Raw genomic sequence first — 24737 nt, 5'->3', positions numbered from 1 at the left:
AAGTCTTTTAATTAACATGACTTTTTCGATTTTTATATAAATAATAAAAAATACAGGAGGATGTTAGGATGACGGATATTGAAATTGCTCAAAATGCGAAATTGAAAAAAATTAGTGAGATTGCAGAAAGTATTGGACTTACAGAGGATGATTTTGAGCCGTATGGGAAGTATAAGGCTAAGGTTAGTTTGGAAGTATTGAAGAAAAATGCAGGGAAAAAAGATGGGAAATTGATTTTGATGACGGCTGTTACTCCTACGCCTCCAGGGGAAGGGAAGTCTACTGTTACTGTTGGATTGACTCAGGCGTTGAACAAGTTTGGATATAAGTCGATTGCGGCACTTAGAGAGCCGTCCTTGGGACCTGTGTTTGGGATGAAAGGTGGAGCTGCTGGCGGTGGAATGTCGCAAGTGGTACCTATGGAAGAGATAAATTTACATTTTACAGGGGATATTCACGCAATTTCGGCTGCACATAACTTGATTTCTGCGTGCATTGACAATCATATACATTTTGGAAATGAACTTGATATTGATGTGAATAATATTACTTTTAAACGTGTGCTTGATATGAATGACAGAAATTTGAGAAGCATTGTCGTTGGGCTTGGACCAAAAGTGAATGGGGTACCTCGTGAAAATTCATTTCAAATAACGGTTGCTTCAGAAATTATGGCGATTTTCTGTCTTGCTGACTCTATTACTGACTTGAAGGAAAGAATTGGGGAAATAGTTTTTGCATACAACAGAAAAGGGGAAATGCTTAAAGTTAAGCAGCTTAATATTCAAGGGGCAGTAGCAGCATTACTAAAAGATGCGATAAAGCCTAACTTGGTACAGACTTTGGAAAATACACCTGTATTTATTCATGGTGGACCTTTTGCGAATATTGCACATGGATGTAATTCGTTGCTGGCTACAAAAATGGCATTGAAATTGTCTGATTATGTGGTTACGGAAGCTGGATTTGCGGCTGATTTGGGGGCTGAGAAATTTTTGGATATAAAAGCTAGGCTTGGGAAATTGGAGCCAAATGTTATTGTAATCGTTGCGACAGTTCGTGCGTTGAAGCATCACGGCGGAGATAAGGACTTGAAGTCGGAAAATATCGAAACATTGACAAAGGGGCTTGTAAATCTTGAAAAACATATTGAAAGCATGCAAAAGTACAATTTGCCAGTTGTTGTGGCAATTAACAAATTTATAACTGATACTGATGCTGAAATTCAAGTGATAAAAGACTTCTGCGCAAAAATGGACGTGGAAGTTGCCAACTGCGAAATCTGGGAAAAAGGTGGAGAAGGTGGAAAAGAGCTTGTGGAAAAAGTTATGAACGCCATTGAAAAGAATGAAAAATCAGATAAAAAATACACTCCACTCTATGATTTGAACTTGTCAATTCAGGAAAAAATAGAAAAAATTGCAAAAGAAATTTATGGAGCGGATGGAGTGAACTTCGCACCAAAAGCACTTAACAATATCAAAAAATACGTAGAAAACGGCTACGATAAATTGCCAATATGTATCTCAAAAACACAAAAATCATTATCAGATAATCCAGATCTGCTAGGGAGACCAACAGGCTTCACAATTACAATCAACGAAGTAAGATTATCAGCTGGAGCAGGATTCTTGGTAGCAATGGCTGGAGAAATAATAGATATGCCGGGGTTACCTAGAAAGCCAGCAGCAGAGTTAATTGATATTGATGAAAATGGGATAATTTCAGGATTATTTTAAATTTAATATACAGAAATAATAGAAGGGAAAAACATAAAAGTGGAAAATACAAAAGTAAAAATGCGAAGACGGGACAGAGAAATTACAGACAACGAAAAAATAAAAGAAATTATAAAAGCCTGTGACTGTTGCCGTCTTGGCTTAAACGATAACGGAAAAGTCTACATCGTCCCACTAAATTTTGGCTTTACCGAAGAAAATGAAAATTATACATTTTATTTTCACGGTGCAAGAACAGGGAGAAAACTTGATATAATAAAACAAAATAACTACGTAGGATTTGAACTTGACACAAATCACAAAATTTACACAAAAGGCGATAAAGCTTGCAATTATACCGCCAGATTTCAAAGTGTAATTGGAAATGGGAAAGTTGAGATTATTGAAGATTCACAAGAAAAAATGAAGGCGTTGCTGAAACTGATGAAAAATAATACTGGAAAAACAGAATGGGAGTTTGACGAGCAAATGCTTAAGGCAGTTTGTGTGTTTAAACTTGTGGTTGAGGAAATGAGCTGTAAGGAGCATGAGTAGAGAGAATTTGAATGGAGGTAAAAAAATGTCAAAAAAATATGATTTTGAAACAATCTTAAGCAGAAAAGGGCAAGGCTCGTACAAATGGGAGCAGATGTATGAAGTGCTTCCAGAGCTGGAAGACGGTATTGTTCCATTTTCTGTGGCGGATATGGAATTAAAGATTGCTCCTGAGATAACGGAAGGAATGAAAAAATATATTGATGAAGCGGTTTTGGGGTATTCGGGAACTTATCCGAAATATTATGAGGCTGTTATAGGCTGGATGGAGAGAAGGTACGGTTTTAAGGTAGAAAAAGACTGGATTTTGTGTACTCCTGGCGTGGTTTCAGCTATATATGTTGCGATTAAGGCTTTTGCGAAGGAAAATGAAGGCGTGATTACGTTTACTCCTGTTTATTTTCCGTTTTATAGTTCGATTACTTCAAATAATAGAAAATTGGTGGATTGTGGATTAGTTGAGAGTAAAAACGAGAATGGTGAAGTCAAGTATTCTATTGATTTTGAAAAATTTGAAGAGTTTGCAAAAGATAAAAATAATAAAATATTGCTTTTGTGCAGTCCTCATAATCCGCTTGGGATTGTGTGGAGCAGGGAAGATTTGGAAAAAATTGGAAAAATTGCAGTTGAGAATGATTTGATTGTGATTTCTGATGAGATTCATTCTGATATTGTCATGGCTGGTCATAAGCATACAGTCTTTCAGACTTTATCAGAGGAACTTGCTGAAATTACAATAACGTGTACCGCCCCTACAAAGAGTTTTAATCTAGCTGGAGCAGGAATCTCAAATATAATTATCAAAAATGAGAAATTACGTAAAAAATTCAAGGCTGAAATAGAAAAAATGTCAATGCATGTTTTTTCAACATTAGCATATAAAGCATGTGAACTGGCTTATACAGAGTCAGAAGAATGGTTAGATGAATTTTTACTGTTAATTGATAAAAATCAGAAATTGGTAAATAAATTTTTTAAAGAAAGATTTGTAGATTTGAAGGCACCGCTAATTCAAGGAACTTATTTACAATGGCTAGATTTTCGGGCATTAGGGCTTAAAAATACAGAACTCAAGGAATTTATGAATAAAAAATCAAAAATATTTTTTAGTGAGGGATATACATTTGGAAAGGCTGGAGATGGATTTGAGAGAGTAAATCTAGCTGTGCCAACTAAATATTTGGAGAAAATGCTGGAAAGACTTTATGAAGTGCTAAAAGTGGAATTTCCAAAATTTTGTAAATAGAATTTGATTTTATGTTTTACTTTTTTGAGGTTATTGTGGTATAATATACAGGAAAAACAAAATTTTCTACTTGAATAAAAAAATTGAAAAAAGGATGGAGAGATATAAAAATGAAAAAAGTGAATAGCTTTTTGACTGATAAGTGGAAATGTTGTAGAAAGAATAGCTGTAGGAGGGGAGCTTGTGACAAAAAAAATAGATAGTATTATTGAAGCAGGAAAAGAAAAAATAAAAAAATTAAAAAAAGTGGAAATAGGAGTATTGGCATTAATTAACACAGTTATAGGATTCAATATGAGTGCAGAACCATTAAATATGCCAAAGGAATATTCTGAAAATATCACAGTAAAAGGTCAGGAAAAAGACGTATTTGATTATGACTTTAATAGTGATGGAATCAATGAGAAAGTTGTTGTAACTTATAATATAGTAGATAATTTGGTAGGAGCTGTTGTTTCAATTTACACAAATCAAGGTGGAAAAGAAATTTTAACTTATCAAATATCTTTTGATAAAAAGTTTGATATTTTAGAATTTCAAACAATGCAAAAAATGTTTGACAAGGTTAAGGAATATTACCCTGAATACTCTAAAAATATTCAGCCTAATGAAACTAGATATATTACAATTTATGGGGATAACAAGAACAAAGATATAGTTTTTGATAAAATAAAATTTAATAATCATGCGCCAGAAAATACAAATAATTTTTTATTTATAAAAAAGGGATCAAGCTTGCTGGAGGCACCAAATGGAAATGCGGTAACACATTTAGGATTTAGTGAAAAACCTGAAATACTATTTGAGATGGTATCAGATACTGCAAACAGTCCAAAATGGTACTTTACGGAATTTACAAAAAAAGTTAGCACTAATGTAAGTAAAAAAATTAATAAGGACAAAGATGGTAAGGTTATTGCAGAAAATCCAACAACTGTCAGAGGATTTATAGCGGGTAATGAAGATACTGTTTCACCAAGAGGTTTTTACTGGGACAAAATGATTAAAAAAATCGAGATTGTAAATAAATTCATTGATACAGCAACTAAAGATAATGAAAAATTGTATATTATTACTGAATACAAGCCTTTATCACGTGATAAACCTAGTGAAAAGGACAAATTTGGAAATAAAAATAATCAAAGTATCATAGGTTATACAAATTCTAAAAAAGAAGGAGAAATTATTAATATTCCTGATCAGACAATTTTTAGAATAATTGGTGAAGAAAATAATATGTTAAAAATAGAAACACCATTTTATGGTGGACCTTACTTCATTGAGAAAAAAGAAGAAACATATAAACAAGTAGAAAATATAAAAGGTAAGGTAAATAAATTTGTTGCAATTGACCCACATAGCCAAACTGAAGCACTTTTCCAAAGAAATCCTGAAACAGAAAAATATGAAGTGGTAACATATTCTTACGTAACAACAGGAAAAGATGGATGGGGATCATATGAAACACCACATGGAGCATTTTTAATAGCTTTCACAAGACCGTATATGACATTTACAAGACACGCAAGAGAAGGGGATAAAACTCTTCCTGGAAGATCAGACTTGACTATCGGAGGAAGTGCTAGATATGCAGTAAGATTCAGTGGTGGAGGTTATATGCATGGAATTCCTGTAGGACTTAATTTCAGAGGGTCGACATTGAATACAGGACCTGCTCATAAAATAGGAACATACAAAGATTCCCATAAATGTGTAAGACACTTTGATGATCAGATTGAATTTATTGTTGGATGGATAAATGCAGACAGTAAAATCAAGGATAGAGATAATACAATACCTGAAGAACCTGTAATAGCAGTAGTTTTATAAGATAACCTTAAAATAAATAATAAGGAGAAATAAATTTATGATAAATAAAATAAATTTACAAAAAATGAAATTTTCAATGGTGGCATTGATAATACTTTCTGTAATATCAACTAATACTTTTTCAGCACCAAAAGAAACAAAAAAATTAGAATGGAAGCAGATTTCGCTGGAACCTGACTTAGATGGAGATGGCATTAAGGATAAAATAGATGTAGATTATGCAGTAGAAGGAAATAATGTACGTTTAAAATTTACTCCTTATGTATTTAATGAAAAAGCTAAATTTGCAAAAGGAAAAAGTGTAGAAAAAACAATAACTAAATCTGAATTTGAAGCAAAATTTGACACTTTTATAAAAGGATTTATAGCAGAATATCCAAAAAAAAGCGGAGTTACATCTGCACAAAAGCAAAAAACACAGACTCAAAAACCAGAAAAGAAGCAAGAAACAGTGCAGCCAGCTAAAGACATAAAAACTAATGAAATGGACAAAAAGCCAGTTTCGCCAAAAAAAAATGAAGATAATTCTAAAGGAAATCAGAAAAATAACAAAACTATAGAAAATACCAAGCCTGTAGAAACTTCAAAGCAGTCTAATATGGAAAAGGTTCAAAATTCTGTAATTGAAAAAAAAGAAAATGAACCTAAAGAAAAAGAAATAAAAGAACCAGTAGAAACACCTAAAAATACAAATTCATTGAGAGGGCAATACTCTTATGTTAAAGAATTTAATAGTCAAAGACCAAAAAATTTGACATTCAATTTTCAATATGATAAACACTCTCCAAGAGAAATGGATGAGTTTGTATTTGTAAAAACAGCGACAAGCATAAGAAAAGAACCAAATTCTAATGCTAAAGCCATAAAGTCAGCAGCATATTCTCATAAATACAGAACAACAGGAATTGTTAAAACTAATGCTGGAAATAAATCAGATGAATGGTATGAAGTATTTTTTGACAATCAGCTTGGGTATATTCCAAAATCAGCTGTTGAAAAAAGAGAATTTGACTGGAATGACATGATGGCAAAAGTTGAGAAGACAAATAAGTTTATAAAAGAAGCAGTTAGTGCCAATAAAAAAATATATGTCTTAGATGATTATGTTCCGCTTGGAGGAGGGGAATCAGGTAAAAGAGATAAATTTGGAAATCGTGCTAATCAAAGTGAATTTGGTTATACAGATAAAAGTTTTAAGGATTATATAAATATTCCAGATAGAACAATTATGATTGTGGAAGAAGAAAATGATAAATACGTAAAAGTAAAAATAGATGCCTATGATAATGGTACTTATTATTTAAAACCTTCTACAAAAAGATATTTGAAAGATGCAGGAATTACTGGCGAAATAACAAGATTTATCTATGTTGACAGAGCAAGTCAAAATGAAATGGTTATAGAAAAAGCAGGAGATAACTGGAATGTAGTAACTTCTTCATTTGTAACTACCGGAAAAGATGCTGGAAATTCATTTGCCACACCTTATGGAACTTTCCTAATTGCTTACTCTAAACCTGTAATGCAGTACACAGGTTCAGATAACAAGGCAGTTGTAGGAGATGCAAAAAATGCCGTAAGATTTAGTGGTGGAGGTTATATGCACAGTATTCCATCATTATTTGAACCTAAAAATACAAGAGAACAAAGAAAAGCTGCAACAGCTAAAAAAATTGGAACTTATCCAGAATCTCATAAATGTATAAGACATTATGATGATCAGATTAAGTTTATATATGACTGGTTAGGAAATTCGACACCTGGACATCCAGAAGGATTTAGAGTGCCTAGTGTTCCTACAGTTATGCTAGTTAAATAATAAATTAAAAATTAATTCAGATGTTTGGGATATTCCATTAAAAGTGAATATCCCTTTTATTTTAAAGAATTATATAACTTTTTTATTTTGCTAAAAGGGGTAAAAAAGGGGCAGAATAAAATTTTTAAATTTTGTTCAAAATATCTATCATTCTTTTATTTTCTTCTTCATACAAGTGAGCATAGGTATTTAATGTCATTTTGATGTCCTCGTGTCCAAGCCTTTTGGAAATGGCTAAAATATTTACACCTTTTTGAATTAAAAAACTTGCGTGAGAATGCCTTAAATCGTGCATTCTTATTTTTTTAACTTTAGATAGCTCTACATATTCAAGAAACCTTTTTCTAGCATATCCTCTTCCAAAATCAAACAATCTTTGGCTGTTTGCTGGCTTATAAATTCTATTTATTTGTTTTTTTAATAATTCAAGTGTTTTATCTGTAAGTGCAATTTTACGAATGCTACTCTCTGTTTTTGTCTTTGTTATAATATCTCCATTAAAACTTCTTGAAACTGTTTTATTAACATTTAATTTCTTATTTTCAAAATCCACATCTTTAATATTCAAAGCTATTGCTTCGCCAACTCTCATACCTGTCCAGAATAGCAGCGAAAAAAATACAACATCCTGTACATCCTCTATAACTGATATAAACTTTTGAAACTCTTCCAAACTCCAAATGGAAAATTCCCTAGTATTTTTTCTTGAACCAATTGTCTTTACTTTAGACATAGGATTAGATTCAAGATTGTAATATTTTACTGCAAAATTAAATACACATTTCGCTTGGCTTTCAATAATTCTAAGAGTATTTTTTGAAAGTTTTTTTTCTAGAAGTTCATTTTGAAAGTTCCTGATGTGGTTTGTATTTATCTCGTTCATCAAAATATTTCCGAAAATAGGAAGTATATAATTATTCATTAACTGTATTTTTCTAATAATTGTACTGTCTTTTACTTTTAATCTACAATCTTCCAAGTAAATTTCCCACATAGTTTTAAACGTTATATTTGAATTTGAAGCAAGTTTATTTAAAAATTCTTGTTCCCACAATATTGCTTCTTTTTTTGTATTAAAACCACTTTTTCTTTTTCTAATTGCTTTTCCTGTTGAATCAACTGTTCTTATTTCAACTTTCCATTTTTTATCATTCTTTTCTTTGTAAACGGACATACGAATACCTCCTAAGCAATTTTGTAGCGTTCGTTAAAATATTCAATCGCCACTTTTCCACGTTGCACACGTATCCCTTTTTGCTTTAATTCCTCATTTAACTCCCTAATTACTTTGTATGCTTGGCTTAAACTTATTTCTAGTATTTTCATAATATCATTAGCATTATAAAAATATTTCTTTATTTTCATCATTCCTCCATTTTTGTCATATTAATATAGCTAGATATAACACAATCTTTTAAAACATGCTTAGCAGTCTCTTCAAAAGTTGGACTGCTAAAACTTTCTTCTTGCATTTCTTCTCTATCAATATACACTTTTGCTATGAATCTTATTTCATTTTCAATTTTTATTTTGTATATTTCGGCGTGTTTTATCATTCCGATTTTCTTTTTCCTGTTATAGATATTTCTTGTTCGAATATGCTTTCTTCGTCTCCTAGTTCCATTAAGTCTTCTTCTACATCCACCCCTAAAACTTTGCAGATGTGTTTATATACATCTAAATTATCAGTTTCAATTTTTAGCACATATTTCATTTATTTTCCTCCAGTAAATTTTTGTTTTCATAAATGTTTCCAATAACCTCGATTTCTACAATACTCTCATCAGATAATTTCAGATTAAGTGGTTGCAATCCAAATTCTGATATGCAGTGTTCAATTTTGGCTGTGTATTCGACTTGATTATAATATTCCCCATACCCCTCTTGCTTTATAATTTTTACAATATCCCCCTCGTAAATCTCTTTGTTGTTTTTATCTTTTGTTCCTGTATACTGCATTAATTTCACTTTTTCGTCCTCAAATCTATATACATTTTCGTAATTGTGAAATCCAGTAATTGTTATTGTCTTTTTACAAATGTCAATTGAAGTTAAATTATCGCCGTATTCGTCATACTTATCTTGATAAAATATTTTGTAATCAATAAATACTCTAAATTTTATTTCTCTACTCATTATTATCCCTCTTTTCGTGCCATTCAAGAACACATTTTTTTATGTATTCTGCACACTTCTCTGCTTCTTCTTTTGTTTCAAAGTAATTACCTAGATTATAATTAATATCGTCTTCTTTAGAAAAAGCTTCAACCGTCCAATCTGTTTTAAATTGAAAATTGATGTAATGATAGTATCCGCCATGTTTTGCTCTCCAACGTTTCTTTTTCATTTTAATCCTCCTGTTTTTTTGTAACAAAAAGTACCCTTTTCAATTAACCCTCTCTTTTTTAAAACGGGTCTCCACTATCTTCATTTTCTCCAACAATTTCGGCATCATCAATATCGTTTTCATTATGCTCATTGTCGTAAATTTTAGTTTCGTCCATTTGAACTGGCGTATCATCTAATTCGCTCGTATTTACTCCGCTTTCTTCTGCTTCGTACATTCCGCTTAATTCTTCAATAAATGCTTCTCTTAATGCTTGTGCTTTTGCTACTTTTGTTATCATTGTGACTGGTCGATTTTTCCAGTTTGTGTTTGGTGTTCCGTCTTTTTTAGTTCCTATATATTCATCAAAATTCACTTCAGCAGTAACAGGATTATCCCAATCTTTTCGATAAACAGTACACCAAGCCCCAACCAATTCTTCTTTATCTTTTCTAAATATAGAGCCTTCACGTTTTATTAATTCTCCAGTTTCTTTATTTTCCACATATATCCCAACTTTTTTACCATTATATTGTGGATGTTGTATTGCCCTTTTTTCGATAGCGTCCTTTGCAACAACCACTGTTGCAGGGTCTTTATCAGTATATTTGATTAAATAGGCGTCCTTGACAAAAGGATTTAAATTTCTTGCCTTACACAGTTTCATAAAATACATAATTTCCTGATCTGTTACATTTCCCTGTCCACTTACCAAATATCTTTTTACAAGATTATTGCTTAACTTTACTTCGTCATTTCCTACTCTAAATACCATTAATCTATCATCATTTTTGTGTTTTTCGTTTCCTAGTCTTCCCATTTCTATATCCTCCTAAATTTGTTTGCTTTCTATTTTTATATATTCCAATCCGTAACTATCCACCAATTCTTTAAAGTCTTTCAGAAATTGGCTTGGAGCTTTTGGAAATCTTAATGTAATATCGTAATACTTACTGTTCACGGCTGTTTTTTGGGTTTCTTTGTTTTCATTGTTTTGTTGCTGTGTAGCCTTGATTTGTGCGTTTTTGACTGCTTCTTCTTTTTCACGCTCTTTTTTTGCTTCAAGTTCAGCCAATTCTCTTTGTTTTTTTTCTTCGGCTTTCTGTCTCAAATTTTCTTCTGTCTGCTTGATTTCATTCTTCTTGCTTTCGATTTTTTCTGTAATAACGTTATAGTCTTCGGTCATTAAAAATTTCATTGATTCGAAAGTTATCATAAATTCAATTTCTGAATTTGCCTTTTCAATTTGTGAATTTATGAAGTCTTGCTTTTTCTCTAGTTCTTCATATTGCTTTTGTACTTCATTTTCAATTTTTTTGAAAGTAAATGATTTATCCAGCCATTTGTCGTTCCATTCAAGGAAAATTTTTAATCCTGGATTTTTTGTGAAGATGTTATTTATTCTCTTCTGTACTTCAACTTTCTTTTCTTCCTTTATTTTTTCATCATATCCTTTAAGCTGTTCGCTGATAAAGTTTGAAATTCCCTTTACTTCTTTTTCATAAGTTTTAAGATTTTCGATAAGTATTTCAATATCAGCATTTGCTTTTTTCTGTATTTTCTTTCTCTCATCACTTATTTTTTCTCAAGTTTGTTTAATTTAGTTCTTTCTGATTTTGCTATGTCAATATCATCTTCAGTAACAATCCAGCCCTTATATTTTTGCCTAACGATTTCCATAAAATTTTCCAAATCGTCAATGTTGCTTATAACTTTGGCTGGCACAAGTTCTGTTACTTCAAATTCAATTACCTGTAATTCCTGTGTTCCCATTTTTCCTCCTATATTGCTAATTTTATTTTTGATGGTGGCTCAATGTCATTAATTACAAATGAATTAAACCATATTTCTTTTTTTATAATTTCTTTTATGTCATCCTCATCACGTTCGATGTAAAATTTCTTTAAAATGCTTTCATCAGTCCATTCTAACTTTATATTTGCAAACAAAACTGCAAATTTCCAGCCAGTCACAGCCAAGTAATGCTGCACTTGCAAATGATAATGTAATGGCACTTCATCTTTCCAATCTCTCTCAAACTGCTTCCAGTTCATGCATCGTGCTGTCTTTATTTCCAGTATCCCCTTTTCCCTGCTTGTTTTATTTTCCAATACACCATCTAAATTTGCGGACATAAAAGGATATTTTAGAGATACAAGCGTTTTTTCAAGTGTATCTACTTTAAATTCAGGATACTGTGCTTCAAAAATTCCTCTTAAATGTGGCTCTTGCAATATTCCGTTTTTTACTGCTGGAACATTACTTATATCTTTTTGCTTTTCTCTTCCTGTTTTGATTCGCCACAATTCCTGGATATCTTCGTTATAGGGATTATGCCCCATTATTATTGAACAATCCGAGCCACCAATATGTTTTCGCCTTATGCTATGCCATTCATCTTCATTCTTATAACTTATTTCTTTGTATTCCATAATCCTCCTTTAAAATCCTTAATTATTCTAGGACACCACCGCATCAGCATAGCCACCAAAAACGGAAATACCACATTGCCTCCTGCTATCCAATGCCCTTTAACTCTAATCGTTTCAATCTGCATTAGAGCAGTTGTTACAATCAGAATTATCCATTTCATCATATCCTTTGTTGTCATCAATGCTATTTTCCTCCAGTTCCTTAATTTCTTGTGCAATCATTTCTTTTTCCAGCTGTTCTCTTATTGTCATTGTTCCTCCTAAATATATTTTCTAATTTCTTCAATGATATTATCGTAATATCTAAAACTTTCCACTTGTTTATTGCTGTGTCTCGATTTATCGTATGCCCAGTATCCGAATTCTTGAGTTTTTAAATTATGTTCGTTTGTCAAGCGTCCTATCCTGTTGCCTGATATTTTTATGGCGTGTTTGTTCATTATTAATTGTGATAATTCGCTTGCACTATATGATTTCTTTTCAGCGGTTGGAAGTTCAAGAATTGGCTTATCATATAGAGCATTCGCACTATAAATCGCTAAAGTTTCTTTATATCTTTCGTTTGAAATTATCTGTGAAAGCTCTTTTAAAATTTTGCTTTTCTCAAGCTTTATCCTGTCTTTTTCTAAATCAATTAAATTATTATCAACATAGTTTTGCGAAATTTCTTTTTTGGTAACTTTCTCAATTAACCTGTATCTCACATCTGCACTATACCTTGCTCCTAGCTGTAATATTCCTTGTATATTTGCAATATACATTGGCTGCTGTTTGTTTTGTTCGTTAATGTAATAGGACTCTTCAAAAATGAGTTGTCCTCTTTCAGTTCCCAATTTATCTATTTCATCTCTAATATCTCTTAAGATATTGTAATGCTCTTTTCCTGTTATCTCTGCAATCTCTAGAGATGTCATTGTTCCTTTTGCCTGCAAAACTTTTAAATCATTCATTAGCTTTAAATCCCTCCTAAAATAAATTTTTGTATTAACTTAATTGTGCTATCTATTTAAAAGTTAAAAAAATAATAAATAAAGAAAGGAGCTGGCAATGAAAATACCAGTTTTCTGCATACTTCAAGCAGTGTACTATGTGTACAGTATGCAGGGTAATAGATAGCACGATTAAATTAACAATTTTTACTGTTTTTTATTGAAAAATGCACTCTTTAATGTTACACTTGTTTTAATTCTCTGTTAGAGAAAATTTATTGATGAAAGGGGGTGTAATTATGCGATTAAACCCTGATTTAATACGTGATATTCTTTTAAAAGCTGAATTAGAATCTTATAGTATTTTAGGCAGTGGCGATAGCTGGTTTGATGATGATGAAAAGAATTACCAAAAACCTAAAGAATTGTCAAATTATTCAGATAAAGAAATCGAATATCACGTAAAACATTTAAAAGAAATTGATTTATTGATTACTAAAGCAGACTATGGTAAACTTATTGATATTCTTGATTTAACTGTTAAAGGGCACAATTTCGTTTCCAATATAAAAAATGATGAAAATTGGAATAAAATTAAAGAAATATCTGATAACATAGGTTCTTCTTCAGTAGAAACTTTAATAAAAATATCTGATAAATTAATTTCAGAACTTATTGATAATCAGTTTATTCAACATCAATAATTTCTATCTCAGAGTTTAGAAAAGTTATTTCAATTAATTCAGTTCCTTCTTTTGATTCAGCACCATAGGAGTAATTAACTTTCACGTTTTTTACTCCTTTTAAAATTTCTCCATTTAGTTTTGGAACTAAAACTCCGTCTTTTTTTCTTTCTATTGTTATTTTATTTTTCATAAAAATCTCTCCTTACTTTTTGAATAATTTCTTAATTCTATTTTTCAACTTCTTAGCTTCTCTTTCCTTTAAAACTTTTTTGTTGTTTTCATTTACAATTGCTAATGCTTCAAAATTCATTTTTATTCCTCCTTAATTTTCTATTTTATTTAATAATTCTTCTACATCAAATGTCATTCCAGCCAAATCATCGACTTCCTTTGTGATTGCTGCTAAATCCTGTGTGAGCTTGCATAATTTTTTATATGTTCTTTTTCTTACTTTGCTTGCGTTATCGGCAATGCTCTTGATTTCTGCCCAGTAGTGAGCCTTGTTTAAAGGTATCATTGCAATGCTTGTCTGAACTTCTGGCAATGTTCTTTTTCCTAGAAATTCATCAGCCAGCACATCTTTTGCTTTTAGCTGATATTCAATTAATTGCTTTTTCAATTCTTCTGAAAATCTGCTTGGATTTATTTTTGCCAGCCATATTGGTAAATAGTCTAATTCCAGTAGCATAGTTTCTTTAATTCCAAAGCCTGTATCAACTGGGGAGAATTTTCTCCCTACCTTTAAAAACTCATCATTGTTTATTTTATCTCTTTGAGTTTTAAATTGATTTTCATTCATTCCCAAATTGTTACATACATTTTTAACACTTACATAGATTTTTCCACTCTCCCTTATCGCTGTAATTCTTTCTCCATTAAATCTTACTTCTTTTACTTGTAATTCCATTTCAATTCCTCCTATATTTTTATATTTTGTTTGGCTTTTAAATAATACATATTGTATCACTTCTAATATAATATATATCATATAAAATCTAAAATGTCAACATAAAAATATATGAAATCTAATATATTTTATTTGAAATATAACTCAAAATAGAGTATAATACTAATAAAATAAAGTATTAGGAGGTTTTTAAAAATGATAAAAATACATCTTTCAAAAATTATGGGTGCTAAAAGAATAAATATTCAAGCATTGTCTGAATCAACAAAACTTAGCAGAAGTACTATATCTAATATTTACAACGAAAAAGTAAATAGAATAGATTTAGATACTATCTCAACTTTGTGTAAGGCTTTAGAATGTAAAATTGATGATTTACTTGAATATATACCTGATTAACCCCTTAACAATACCGCCTAAAATGAAATATATTAGTCGCCAAACAAAATATATAGAGGCATAAGCGGTATAGTTAAAAAGTTAATCTGCAAATGGAGGTTACAAAATGATTGTTAATAATATTCCAGTTCAAATGGCTAAAAAAAGAATGAATATTCAGAAACTAGCAGAAGCAACTGGTTTAAGTAGAACAACTTTATCAAACATAACAAACGACAAATTTACTCGAATAGATTTAAAAACTATTGATGTACTTTGTAAAGCCCTAGATTGCAATACTCAAGATTTACTTGAATATGTCCCTGATTAGCAGCTTAACTGTACCACCTAAGATATAATATTAACTTGACGGGTATAATATTTTAGGAGCAGGTGGCACAATTAAACCACTAATCAGAAAGGGGTGATTTTCTTGAGTAAATCTAACAAAGAGTTAGCAGTTGAAGTTGCTATTGAACTTATAAAAGCTAATCCTAAATTAGTTTATGGAGTTAATGTCCATAAAATTTCTGGATCTATTGATTTAAATAGCGTAGTTAATATAATTGATGTCGTTAGTCGTAAGCTTGACGAAATCGACAAGAATAGCTCTAATCATCAGCGTTAAGCTCTAAAAGGATTTGGCTTATTTGTAGAACTGCATCTTTTTCTGCTCCTGTCAAATCCTTAAAAATTTCTAATATCTCATTTACTTTTTTCATAATTTTTTCATTTTTCATCTTTACACCTCTTCTTTATTTTTCTCGGCAATCAAATATTTTAAATAAAAAACATATCAGCATAGCCTTTAGTTTTCAAATACTCTTCCATTCTCTTAATATGATTTTTTAGGACTCGATTATTGCTTTCGAGTCTTTTATTATCTCCTTTCAATTTTACATTTTCAAAAATTATAACCCAAGATTGAAGCATTGTTGAAACGGCATACGCTACCACAAAAATAAACCAAAACTTTTCCATTTTTTCGCCGCCTTTCTATGCTATTTTTTTAGTTATTATAATTACATCCACAATTTCATCTTCCCACTCTGCTTCCTGCTGTCCGTTATCGTATGTTATTACTCCAACTTGATAACTTTTTTCAACTTGTTCTTCATATTCAAAATTCTCAAAATATTCACGAATTTTCATTACTTCCTTGGTTGTGTAGCCGTCCAATATCCAGCTCATGAGCCATTCATTAAGCCATTTTTGAGTGTATTCAATTTCATCATTGTCGTTCACTTTTAACTCTCCACTATCAATTGAATCGAATATTATGCCTCTTACTTCTTTTTCTAAAGCTGTCATTTTTTATCAACTCCTATTTACAACTTTTCTTGCGTTAATGCAAGGTAAATTTTGAAAAAAATATAGATGTTTATTAGTTTCCTTTCATCTACAAAATCATTATACCACATAACTTGCAATAATGCAAGATATTTTTTTAAAAAAAGTTGCAACTATGCAATTTTTTAAGGTATAATATACTATAAAATGCAGATTAGGAGTAACAAATATGGAAGATAAAGAAAAATTAAGAAAGATAATAAGAGATACAAGACTACAAAAAAATATAGCTAGAGATAAAATATCTGAATTATTGAAACAAAAGGGAATAAAATATGCAGAATCTTCATTATCACGTTACGAGAACGGAATAACAGAGAGTATAAAAGCAGAAGTCTTGAAAGGTATTTCTGAAATATTAGGACTTAATTTAGTTGAAATGTATAAATTAGCTGGATTATTAGGCGAAAAAGAAGATGATGTTAGAATTTTAGGGCTAAACAAAAGAGAGAAAGCTCAAAGACAGAAATTTTTAGAAGATAATGCTGTCTTTTTCTTTAATGACGAAAATGTTTCAGAAGAAGACAAAGACAAGTTAATGCTTGCTTTGAATAACGCATATTTTAGATCAAAAGAAATAAAAAGGGATAAAAAAAACAAAAAATAGCCACTATTGGAGGAATATGAAAAAGAATTTTGTATTAAGAGTAAAAAATTTAATAGAAAAATACAGAACAAAGAATCCTTTTAAAATTTGCGAAAGAGCAGGTATTGAAATAATATTTCAGGACTTAGGAGGAATTAAAGGTTTTCACGTAAGAAATGTTGGGGTTAGTTTAATAATAATCAACAGCAGACTTTCTGAATTAATGACAATTATAGTGTTGTTACACGAGTTAGGACATGCTGTATTGAAGCACCCAAACAAAGATATTTCTTTTATGAAAGATAATTTTTTTGGATTTTCTAACCAGTTGGAAAACGAAGCAAATTTATTTTTGGCAGAATTTTTATTTAATTACGTTCCGCTAGAGGATTATTTTGTTGGAAAAGAAGAAGAAAAAGCATTGATGAGATTGGCGGAGTTAAAGAGTAGGTTTGGGAAATAAAAAATCAAAAAAGACAATGAATGTTTATTAAAACTAGTAAAAAATACAGTTGACAAAAAGAGATGCAAGTGTTATAAATAATACGTGGAACGTACTATATCAATGATTTCTTAAATAGAAGTCGATATAGGCTAAAATTATAATATTTTAAATTAAATGTAGAGTTGTTTTGACCACAAAATAACTCTTTTTTTTATACTTTTATTTTTCTTTGAGATATGATATAATTTAGTAAAATTTATAAGAGGTGGAGGACGAATGGATAAAATATTATGATAAAAATGGCGATTGGACTAAAGAGGGTTTAAAATTTTTTGAAGAAAATGATTATTTTCCAACGGACGATTTGATTTATTGAATTTAGTTATTTCAAAATTTTAAAAAAAATATTTGACAAAAAAATTAGCGGAATAAACAGGATTTGAGAGATAAAAAATGTGTTTTAAAAATTTCGAATTAAAAAATAGCTGTTAATTAAGGTAAAAAAAGGGGTTAGTTGTGTGAAATATAAAAAAACTATGCAAAAAAATGTGTAGGTATATACAGGAAGGAATTTATAAAGATGTTTACACAATTAAACGAAAGAGATGTAGAAACTTATATTGATAACGAATTAAAAAATTTAAAATGGAATGATAATCCTCAGGATATGAACGAATGCAATGTATATAAACAAAGAGTAAAAACAACTAAACAAAAAAATAAACTAAAAGGGAAAAAGCCAGATTATGTTTTGTATAAAGAAAAGACAGATGAACCTTTAGCAGTAATAGAAGCAAAAAGACCATTTGAAAATTTGGAGAAAGCACAAAGTCAAGCTATGAATTATGCCGAAAAAATAAATGCTCCTATAGTTTTTGTAACGGATGGAATTTATACTAAAACACACCATATGAAAAAGCAAAAACCTCTATATTTAAATGGGGAAGAGGTAGATGAACTTTTATCGCATTCAACTTTATTGAACTTCTTAAACGACAATATTTACAATACTCAAGATAAAAGAGTTATAACATCTCGCCAATAATTAATCAATATTTTTAAATCAATAAATAATGATTTGAGAGATTCAGGAGTTACAAATGGTCTTCCAAGAATACATTTGTTTACAAATATGTTGTTTCTAAAAGTGATTAGTGAATTAGCGGAGCTAAAAGATGAAATCGTTACCGTACCTCCGAAGCAGTACTTGTGGAATAATTTTAAAGAGAAAAAGGGGCTAGATTTGTTAGATTTTCTTAATAAACAGGCTTTTGATTATTTTAAAAAATCTTACGGAGGAGAAGTTTTGTCCAAAATAGATGTTCTGGAAGGCAAAGAAAATATATTAAATTCTATCATAGATTCTTTGGATGACTTATGGCTTTCTGATACGAATGCAGATATAAAAGGTGAAGCCTTTGAATTTTTTTTAAGAAGTTATGGAGGTGCTGAAACTGATTTTGGGGAATATTTTACACCAAGACACATTGTGAAAACAATGGTTAAATTGTTAAATCCTAAATTTGGAGAAAAAGTATATGATGGATTTTGTGGAACAGGTGGAATGCTTATAGAATCTTTTAAATATATGAAAAAAAGAACACCGTTGAACCAAAACACCATCAAACAGCTAAAGAATGAAACAATATATGGTGGTGAATTTTCTACAATGTATAGAATAGCTAAAATGAATATGATTTTAGCGGGTGATGGACACTCAAACATTTTGAGGCAAGATAGTTATGAGAAAAAACAAACCAATAAGTATGATGTAGTAATAACAAATATACCTTTTGGAAGTAAAATGAAAACAAATTATTTATCACAATACGGATATAATGGTGTTTCTGCTGAGATTTGTGGGGTATTGCATTCTATAGATGCGCTTAATTCTGAAAATGAAAATTCCAGAGCCGCTATAATTGTGCCAGAAGGAATTCTTTTTAATAAACAACAAAAAGCATACAGAACATTAAGGCAAGAATTAACAGAAAAATACGATTTAAAAAGTATAATTTCTCTACCAAGACAAGCGTTCAGCGATGCGAATGTTAAAAGTAACATTTTGATAGTTGGGAAAAAGAAACAAACTAACAAACACATATGGTTTTTTGATATAAAAAACGATGGTTATACCTTGGATAAGGCTAGAAAAAAAATAGAAGGTAATAATGATATTGATGTATTATTATCTTCAAATAATTTAAATGTTGATGAAATAGAAAAATTAAAAAGACTGAATTTCAAAATTTTATATAAAGAAAAATTAAAAGAGAACAATTATATTTTTTTACCTAACCAGTATATAGAACAAGAAATTGACAACTATAAACACAAAATGGTTTCTCTTTCAGAATTAGAAGAACAAAAAATAATAGAATTTTCAAAAGGAGAAAAATTAAATAAAAACAAAATAAGTGAAACAGGAGAATACGAATGCATTTTATATGGAGAGCTTTACACAAAATACGAAAGCCCTTTCATAACAGAAATAACAAGTAAAACAGATTATAACGAAGGCAAACGTTCTCTAAAAGATGATATTTTAATACCATCTACAACTACTGCTGATTCCGAAGGCATAGCAATAGCTAGATGTATTTTGAAAGATGAAATCAGGATAGGTGGAGATATAAATATAATAAGAGTAAACAATAAAAAAGTAATAAATCCCAAATTTTTAACTTTATCTCTAAATTTTCCTTTAAAAAATGAATTAGCAAAATTTGCAAAAGGAGCAAATATTTTACATTTGGATAACGATGATATAAAAAAAATAAAAATACCATTACCTGATTTGAAAGAGCAGAATAATATTGTAAATGAATTTATAAAAAAGAGGAAGAACTTAGTAAAAAGAAGAAGAAATCAAACAATTAAAAAAGAGGCAGAAAAAAATATATTGAACAAATTTTTCGTAAAATAAGAAGTTGTAAAAGGCTTCTTTTTTTAAAAAAATATTCTTGCAATAACGCAAGAAATATGTTATCATAAAATAGAGGTGGTGAAGAAATGGAAATTGATAAATATACACAAATCAGAATGAAAATGATTGAGAAAAAGATTTTTTGGAAAGATATACGAAAGAAAATAGGATATTCTGATTGGGGATTGAGGTTGGCTATAAAAAATAATAATACAGAAATAATCGAAAAAGTTGAAAAAATAATAAGAGACTTTTAATTTTTTTGTGCGAATTATATTGCATTAATGCAAGAAAATATAAAAATCCAAAAAAAGAAAGGAGGTGTCTTGATGAGAGTGCGTTTACCTGCACAAGGAGAAATAGAAACTGATAAAGTGATAACTGGAATAGAAGCATTAAAAGGGCTTACGGAATTAGAATTTAAGGAAGTAGTAAAATCTATTGAAAAATATTTTAAAGAAAAAAAAGAGAAACTCACCTTTGACGTTGAAGTTACAGAAGATGAGTTTCTGAAAAAAATAAAAGACTATTATAGAAATTCTAAAGGAACTATTCTTCTATAGCAATTTGAATATGTACCGGACTTAAAAAATATGTTTTATCTTTATGGATAATTTGGACAATTGGCATATCATAAAAACTGTTTTCAATAAAATCATGAGTATTTTTGATATATCAATCTTTAGCCCAATTATATGGAGAAAAAAACTGATTATTATATCCAATTTGATAATCTTCAGTAAGTTCAGTCCATTGTCCAAGTAGACAAGCATAAACTTTATACATAACTATAAACCTCCCTTCTTCTTGATAATTTGTTTTGGCGAATAAATTATAGCACAAAGTGGAGGGATTATAAAATGAGAAAAGGAAGGAGGTGTGAGATGAAATATAAAATAGACAAATCTAATTTTATTTTCATATTATGTGCTTACCAAGCATTTAAAGTAATAAAAAACGGATTAAATATTCAAAATATATTAATAGGCATCGGATATATAACGGCTAGTGTAATATATTTTAAATATGAAGACAAAATAAAAAAGACAATATATGAAATACTGCCTTTTCTAATATTTTATGTTTTATTTGGAGTTCTTTTTGAAAGTTTTATCATAACCTTTTTTGAACAAATAAAATAAAAATAATTTTGTTACATCAAATAAATTTTTAGGAATAAGCATAATAACACCTCCTTTCTTGTGTATTTAATTTTATTTGGCGATATTATTATAACTCAAAAGGGGGTAAAAACGAAATAAAGGAGTATTAAATGGACAATAAAAAATTTGAAGAAGGGATAGATTTTTTAGCACAGCTATTTGGCTCTTTTCTCGAATTAAGAAAAATGGGATATACGCAGGAAGAGATAAATTGGGCATATAACACAATGAGTGGAAATTTTGTGCCGAATTTCAATATAAAGAATTTATCTAATTTAATTGAAAGTAGAAAAGAAAATTGAAAAGTAATAAAAAAACACTTCAAATGAAGTGCAAAAACCCCTAAGGGTAGAGGAGTAGAGGTGAAATTCATGTCCTATCTATTCAAGCTGTAATAAATAATTACAAAAAGAATAAATATCGCAATGAAATCTACCATCTCACTACCTCCTTATTCAAAATATTGCGAGCCGATGAAACTCGCGTAGAACAATTATAACAAAAAAGACTGGAAAAATCCAGCCCAATTTGTCATCGTTTTGTTTTATATTTTGAATAAGTTCCCTTAGGGGTTACCCCAGAGTGATTATATTATATCACAAATTATGGAAAAGTCAAAATAAAAAATAAAGGAAGAATAAATATGAGAGATATAAGAAAAAGAGGTTGGTTTTGGATTGAAAACGAACTTATAGACAGAACAGATTTATCATTTGAAGTAAAATCAATGTATATGATACTAGCTAGATTTGCAGATAACGAAGGAAAATGTTTTCCGAGCATAGAAAAATTGGCTGAAATAATTGGAAAAGATAAAAGAACAGTTATAAGATATATCAAAAAACTGGAAGAAAAAGGATTAATTGAAAAGAGAAGAAGATTTAATCAGACAAATATTTATTATTTAAAAAATGCTAATTCTAATAGTGACAAAATTGATAATGACAAAAATGATAGTGACAAGGATGTCACTTCCCTAGGTGACACTGGTGTCACTTCCGATAGTGACAAAAATGTAAATCTAAAAAGACCCATAGAAAAAGACCCAATTAAAAATACCCAATATAAAGAAAAATATAAAAAAGAAAAATTAAACAATATTGAGTGTTATGTGATGTCATTAGAAAAAGATGAGAACTATAAGCAACTGCTTTTTAAATTTATAAAATATCGTAAGGAAATAAGGAAATCATTAAAAACAATAAGCCCGCTAAAAGCTCTGATAAAAGAATTTCCATTATATAGCGACTTAAAAGAAGCTTTAGAAATAATGGAAACAAGGGAATGGAGGACAGCAACAGCTGAATGGGTAGAAAATTACAAAAACAGTTTAGGAGGAAATAATAATGCAAACACAGGGAATAAGAGAAACTATACAGGAAATACTGAAAAAAAGGGGTTTGACAAGCACAATGATTATAAGCCAGACTACTCAAAGGGATTCGATGACTGGAATTAATACCGAATACATACCAGCCGGTATATTTAAACAGCAAGAAATCTACAAATATATGAGTTTATCAAAACTAACGGAACAGGATTGGCATAAAAGATTTGAAAATGCAGAAGTTAAAACGCCTGAAGAAATTGAATATAAAAAGTCATTTGAGAAATATTGCAAAAACTTTGAAACAATCAAACAAAAAGGGCTTGGAATATTAATGAGCGGTAATCCTGGAACTGGCAAAACTTATTATACAACCTGCATAATGAATGCCTTGAATCAAAAACACCTTGTTTATAAAATAACGTTATCTGATTTGCTGGAAGAAATCAGAAAAAGCTATAAAAGTTTTGAAAATGAAAATGATGATTTTTTGTTTGAAAGATTATCAAAAGCGGAATTAATAATTTTTGATGACCTAGGAAACGAATTTTTAAGTGACTGGGGAAAAGAAAAAATGTTTATGATTCTTAATTTTATTTATGAAAATAACAAGCCTTTGATAGTAAATACAAATTTAGATGCCAAACAATTATCAAGTTTTTTCAACATAAACGGTAGTGATAAATTATTAGACAGAATCCGTAGTAAATGCAAAACTTATATTTTTAACTGGGAAAGCCGAAGAAAAGATTTGTACAAAAAAGATTTTGAGGAATTATATTAGGAGGATAAATGCAAAAAATTAAAGTCATAGAACTTTTCGCAGGAGTTGGAAGTCAAGCGATGGCATTGAGGAATATCGGAATCGATTATGAAGTTATAGGAATTTCTGAGATAGATAAGTTCGCAATTAAAAGCTATGAAGCCATACACGGAGAAGTCCACAACTTCGGAGACGTTTCCAAGATTGAGAAGTTGCCTTATTGCGACCTGCTTACATATTCATTTCCCTGTCAAGATTTAAGCATTGCCGGACATCAAAAAGGAATAAATAAAGATACAAGAAGCGGATTGCTTTTGGAAGTTGAAAGATTGCTTTTGAAAGCAAAGGAGAATGGAACATTGCCAAAGTATCTTTTGCTAGAAAATGTCAAAAATCTCGTTGGAAAGAAGTTTATAAAAGATTTTGAGTGTTGGCTAAGCTTTCTAAACAGTTTGGGATATTATTCAAACTGGGAAGTGTTAAACGCTAAAGATTATGGAATACCTCAGAACAGAGAACGTGTATTTGTTGTTAGCAGTCTTGAGAATATGCACTATAAATTTCCAAAGCAAGTCGAACTGAAATCTAAAATGAAAGACTTGCTAGAGGAAAAGGTAGATGACAAGTATTATTTATCTGAAAAATACCTAAAGTGCTTTTCTGATACAAAAAACAGAAACGGATTTATAAGAGGCGAAAGATTTAAGCCTAGAAAACTCGAAAATTGCAATACTGCGTTCGCCATAACAACAAGAGCAGGAGCAAGAGCGACAGACAATTACATAATACAAGTATGGAATCTAAAGAATACCGAAAGTTTCGGCGGAAATCCACACACAGGAAGGGTATACAGCCCTGATGGTATAAGCCCTTGTCTCAATACGATGCAAGGTGGTGGGCTTGAGCCTAAAATCTTGCAAAAAGGACACGGATTTAACAAAGGCGGAATAAAAGAAAATATAGTTCCAGCCTTAACTAAGAGTTCGTGGCATGAAAATAATTTTGTTGTAAATATAAATCCAAGTGGAAAAGGCATGAACGGAAATGTATACAGAACTAATTTGAGTCCAACTCTTACAACGAACAAGGGAGAAGGAATTAAAATTTTACAGAACAATGATTACAGAATAAGAAAACTAACCCCGCTTGAATGTTGGCGATTAATGGGATTCAGAGATATGGACTATTATGCCGCAAAGTCTGTGGGAATTTCAGATGCACAACTTTATAAACAGGCAGGAAATAGCATAGTAGTAACAGTTTTGGAAGCAATATTTAGAAACTTGTTTTTCAAGAAACACAGAAGAAAACAAGGGATTGTAGCGGAACAGATTAGAATATTTTAGGAGGA

General features: G+C 30.2%; 37 protein-coding genes and 1 pseudogene. 20 read left to right on the top strand and 18 right to left on the bottom strand.

What is annotated here, in order from left to right:
• Positions 1-68: 68 nt before the first annotated feature.
• The 5 genes from FVE75_RS08485 (at position 69) to FVE75_RS08465 (ending at position 7168) form a co-directional block, all read left to right on the top strand.
• Entirely contained in the window at positions 69-1739 is a 1671-nt protein-coding gene (locus FVE75_RS08485; protein WP_147006065.1) for a formate--tetrahydrofolate ligase, read from the top strand.
• Positions 1740-1778: 39 nt separating this feature from the next.
• The gene (locus FVE75_RS08480; RefSeq protein ID WP_147006064.1) at positions 1779-2273 is read left to right on the top strand and encodes a pyridoxamine 5'-phosphate oxidase family protein; all 495 of its coding nucleotides are present in this window, start codon (positions 1779-1781) and stop codon (positions 2271-2273) included.
• A gap of 25 nt (positions 2274-2298) precedes the next feature.
• Positions 2299-3519 carry a MalY/PatB family protein gene (locus FVE75_RS08475; protein WP_147006063.1) on the top strand — a complete coding sequence of 407 codons (1221 nt, stop codon included), beginning with the start codon at positions 2299-2301 and terminating at the stop codon, positions 3517-3519.
• Between the two features lie 183 nt (positions 3520-3702).
• Positions 3703-5349, top strand: coding sequence for a L,D-transpeptidase (locus tag FVE75_RS08470; protein WP_147006062.1), 1647 nt, complete (start codon positions 3703-3705; stop codon positions 5347-5349).
• A 37-nt stretch (positions 5350-5386) separates the two neighbouring features.
• Positions 5387-7168 (top strand): L,D-transpeptidase family protein, encoded by a 1782-nt coding sequence (locus FVE75_RS08465; RefSeq protein ID WP_147006061.1) that lies wholly within the window; start codon positions 5387-5389, stop codon positions 7166-7168.
• 124 nt (positions 7169-7292) lie between these two features.
• Here the strand turns inward: FVE75_RS08465 and FVE75_RS08460 are convergent, their stop codons facing one another.
• The 13 genes and pseudogenes from FVE75_RS08460 to FVE75_RS08410 form a co-directional block, all read right to left on the bottom strand.
• Positions 7293-8342, bottom strand: coding sequence for a site-specific integrase (locus FVE75_RS08460; RefSeq protein WP_147006060.1), 1050 nt, complete (start codon positions 8340-8342; stop codon positions 7293-7295).
• Positions 8343-8353: 11 nt separating this feature from the next.
• On the bottom strand, positions 8354-8533 hold the full coding sequence (locus tag FVE75_RS08455) for a helix-turn-helix domain-containing protein (protein ID WP_026748898.1): 180 nt from the start codon (positions 8531-8533) through the stop codon (positions 8354-8356).
• Complete coding sequence (locus FVE75_RS08450; RefSeq protein ID WP_147006059.1) at positions 8533-8724, bottom strand: hypothetical protein; 192 nt, start codon at positions 8722-8724, stop codon at positions 8533-8535. Before FVE75_RS08450 ends, FVE75_RS08455 begins: the two co-directional genes overlap by 1 nt.
• Positions 8721-8882 carry a hypothetical protein gene (locus FVE75_RS10990; RefSeq protein ID WP_172618811.1) on the bottom strand — a complete coding sequence of 54 codons (162 nt, stop codon included), beginning with the start codon at positions 8880-8882 and terminating at the stop codon, positions 8721-8723. Before FVE75_RS10990 ends, FVE75_RS08450 begins: the two co-directional genes overlap by 4 nt.
• Positions 8879-9304: a YopX family protein gene (locus tag FVE75_RS08445; protein WP_006803848.1), complete on the bottom strand. Its 426-nt coding sequence runs from the start codon at positions 9302-9304 to the stop codon at positions 8879-8881. Before FVE75_RS08445 ends, FVE75_RS10990 begins: the two co-directional genes overlap by 4 nt.
• Entirely contained in the window at positions 9297-9515 is a 219-nt protein-coding gene (locus FVE75_RS08440; protein ID WP_147006058.1) for a hypothetical protein, read from the bottom strand. Before FVE75_RS08440 ends, FVE75_RS08445 begins: the two co-directional genes overlap by 8 nt.
• Positions 9516-9573: 58 nt before the next feature.
• Entirely contained in the window at positions 9574-10314 is a 741-nt protein-coding gene (gene bet / locus FVE75_RS08435) for a phage recombination protein Bet (RefSeq protein ID WP_147006057.1), read from the bottom strand.
• Between the two features lie 12 nt (positions 10315-10326).
• Positions 10327-10710, bottom strand: coding sequence for a hypothetical protein (locus FVE75_RS11555; RefSeq protein WP_232052515.1), 384 nt, complete (start codon positions 10708-10710; stop codon positions 10327-10329).
• Between the two features lie 36 nt (positions 10711-10746).
• Positions 10747-11174, bottom strand: a pseudogene (locus FVE75_RS11870) (DUF1351 domain-containing protein); the annotation flags it as partial.
• Positions 11175-11275: 101 nt separating this feature from the next.
• Positions 11276-11926, bottom strand: coding sequence for a YqaJ viral recombinase family protein (locus tag FVE75_RS08420; protein WP_147006054.1), 651 nt, complete (start codon positions 11924-11926; stop codon positions 11276-11278).
• Positions 11908-12105: a hypothetical protein gene (locus FVE75_RS08415; RefSeq protein ID WP_172618810.1), complete on the bottom strand. Its 198-nt coding sequence runs from the start codon at positions 12103-12105 to the stop codon at positions 11908-11910. The genes FVE75_RS08420 and FVE75_RS08415 overlap by 19 nt, the downstream gene beginning before the upstream one ends.
• Positions 12041-12178 carry a hypothetical protein gene (locus FVE75_RS10985; protein ID WP_172618809.1) on the bottom strand — a complete coding sequence of 46 codons (138 nt, stop codon included), beginning with the start codon at positions 12176-12178 and terminating at the stop codon, positions 12041-12043. Before FVE75_RS10985 ends, FVE75_RS08415 begins: the two co-directional genes overlap by 65 nt.
• Positions 12179-12186: 8 nt before the next feature.
• A complete protein-coding gene (locus tag FVE75_RS08410; protein WP_147006052.1) occupies positions 12187-12876 on the bottom strand; it encodes a Rha family transcriptional regulator in 690 nt (229 codons plus the stop codon).
• Positions 12877-13154: 278 nt separating this feature from the next.
• Between FVE75_RS08410 and FVE75_RS08405 the strand changes: the two genes are divergently transcribed.
• The gene (locus FVE75_RS08405) at positions 13155-13559 is read left to right on the top strand and encodes a DUF2513 domain-containing protein (protein ID WP_172618808.1); all 405 of its coding nucleotides are present in this window, start codon (positions 13155-13157) and stop codon (positions 13557-13559) included.
• Here FVE75_RS08405 and FVE75_RS08400 read toward each other — a convergent pair.
• On the bottom strand, positions 13543-13731 hold the full coding sequence (locus FVE75_RS08400; RefSeq protein WP_147006050.1) for a hypothetical protein: 189 nt from the start codon (positions 13729-13731) through the stop codon (positions 13543-13545). The genes FVE75_RS08405 and FVE75_RS08400 overlap by 17 nt on opposite strands.
• 132 nt (positions 13732-13863) lie before the next feature.
• Positions 13864-14448 carry a phage antirepressor N-terminal domain-containing protein gene (locus FVE75_RS08395; protein WP_147006049.1) on the bottom strand — a complete coding sequence of 195 codons (585 nt, stop codon included), beginning with the start codon at positions 14446-14448 and terminating at the stop codon, positions 13864-13866.
• Between the two features lie 195 nt (positions 14449-14643).
• Here FVE75_RS08395 and FVE75_RS08390 point away from each other — a divergent pair, with 195 nt between their 5' ends.
• The 3 genes from FVE75_RS08390 (at position 14644) to FVE75_RS08380 (ending at position 15454) form a co-directional block, all read left to right on the top strand.
• Positions 14644-14847, top strand: a complete 204-nt coding sequence (locus FVE75_RS08390) for a helix-turn-helix domain-containing protein (protein ID WP_147006048.1) — start codon at positions 14644-14646, stop codon at positions 14845-14847.
• Between the two features lie 106 nt (positions 14848-14953).
• Positions 14954-15157: a helix-turn-helix domain-containing protein gene (locus FVE75_RS08385; RefSeq protein ID WP_147006047.1), complete on the top strand. Its 204-nt coding sequence runs from the start codon at positions 14954-14956 to the stop codon at positions 15155-15157.
• 102 nt (positions 15158-15259) lie between these two features.
• Positions 15260-15454: a hypothetical protein gene (locus FVE75_RS08380; RefSeq protein ID WP_147006046.1), complete on the top strand. Its 195-nt coding sequence runs from the start codon at positions 15260-15262 to the stop codon at positions 15452-15454.
• On the opposite strand, the gene FVE75_RS11765 is transcribed toward FVE75_RS08380, so the two are convergent.
• From FVE75_RS11765 to FVE75_RS08370, 3 genes are read right to left on the bottom strand one after another with little or no spacing between them, the layout of a single operon-like run.
• Entirely contained in the window at positions 15438-15566 is a 129-nt protein-coding gene (locus FVE75_RS11765) for a hypothetical protein (RefSeq protein ID WP_269472155.1), read from the bottom strand. The genes FVE75_RS08380 and FVE75_RS11765 overlap by 17 nt on opposite strands.
• 40 nt (positions 15567-15606) lie before the next feature.
• A complete protein-coding gene (locus FVE75_RS08375) occupies positions 15607-15807 on the bottom strand; it encodes a hypothetical protein (RefSeq protein ID WP_147006045.1) in 201 nt (66 codons plus the stop codon).
• Between the two features lie 15 nt (positions 15808-15822).
• Complete coding sequence (locus FVE75_RS08370; protein ID WP_147006044.1) at positions 15823-16137, bottom strand: hypothetical protein; 315 nt, start codon at positions 16135-16137, stop codon at positions 15823-15825.
• 208 nt (positions 16138-16345) lie between these two features.
• On the opposite strand from FVE75_RS08370, the gene FVE75_RS08365 reads away from it, so the two are divergent.
• From FVE75_RS08365 to dcm, 11 genes are all read left to right on the top strand, one after another.
• Positions 16346-16783 carry a hypothetical protein gene (locus tag FVE75_RS08365; protein WP_147006043.1) on the top strand — a complete coding sequence of 146 codons (438 nt, stop codon included), beginning with the start codon at positions 16346-16348 and terminating at the stop codon, positions 16781-16783.
• Between the two features lie 16 nt (positions 16784-16799).
• Positions 16800-17225, top strand: coding sequence for an ImmA/IrrE family metallo-endopeptidase (locus FVE75_RS08360; RefSeq protein ID WP_147006042.1), 426 nt, complete (start codon positions 16800-16802; stop codon positions 17223-17225).
• A gap of 562 nt (positions 17226-17787) precedes the next feature.
• Positions 17788-18252, top strand: coding sequence for a type I restriction endonuclease (locus FVE75_RS08355; protein WP_147006041.1), 465 nt, complete (start codon positions 17788-17790; stop codon positions 18250-18252).
• 33 nt (positions 18253-18285) lie between these two features.
• A complete protein-coding gene (locus tag FVE75_RS08350) occupies positions 18286-20133 on the top strand; it encodes an N-6 DNA methylase (protein WP_147006040.1) in 1848 nt (615 codons plus the stop codon).
• Between the two features lie 86 nt (positions 20134-20219).
• Positions 20220-20390, top strand: coding sequence for a hypothetical protein (locus FVE75_RS10980; RefSeq protein WP_172618807.1), 171 nt, complete (start codon positions 20220-20222; stop codon positions 20388-20390).
• 72 nt (positions 20391-20462) lie between these two features.
• Positions 20463-20696 (top strand): hypothetical protein, encoded by a 234-nt coding sequence (locus tag FVE75_RS08345; RefSeq protein WP_147006039.1) that lies wholly within the window; start codon positions 20463-20465, stop codon positions 20694-20696.
• 297 nt (positions 20697-20993) lie between these two features.
• On the top strand, positions 20994-21275 hold the full coding sequence (locus FVE75_RS08340; RefSeq protein ID WP_172618806.1) for a hypothetical protein: 282 nt from the start codon (positions 20994-20996) through the stop codon (positions 21273-21275).
• 131 nt (positions 21276-21406) lie between these two features.
• A complete protein-coding gene (locus tag FVE75_RS08335) occupies positions 21407-21598 on the top strand; it encodes a hypothetical protein (protein ID WP_147006037.1) in 192 nt (63 codons plus the stop codon).
• Between the two features lie 341 nt (positions 21599-21939).
• Positions 21940-22755 (top strand): helix-turn-helix domain-containing protein, encoded by an 816-nt coding sequence (locus FVE75_RS08330; protein ID WP_147006036.1) that lies wholly within the window; start codon positions 21940-21942, stop codon positions 22753-22755.
• A complete protein-coding gene (locus FVE75_RS08325) occupies positions 22709-23407 on the top strand; it encodes an ATP-binding protein (protein ID WP_232052514.1) in 699 nt (232 codons plus the stop codon). Before FVE75_RS08330 ends, FVE75_RS08325 begins: the two co-directional genes overlap by 47 nt.
• Positions 23408-23415: 8 nt before the next feature.
• Positions 23416-24732, top strand: coding sequence for a DNA (cytosine-5-)-methyltransferase (gene dcm, locus FVE75_RS08320; protein WP_147006035.1), 1317 nt, complete (start codon positions 23416-23418; stop codon positions 24730-24732).
• Positions 24733-24737: the final 5 nt, after the last annotated feature.

Origin of the sequence: Leptotrichia hongkongensis, assembly GCF_007990635.1 — a bacterium.
Taxonomy (GTDB): domain Bacteria; phylum Fusobacteriota; class Fusobacteriia; order Fusobacteriales; family Leptotrichiaceae; genus Leptotrichia; species Leptotrichia hongkongensis.
Note: the sequence above shows the minus strand (reverse complement) of the source record. Positions and strands in the feature narration are given on the sequence as shown.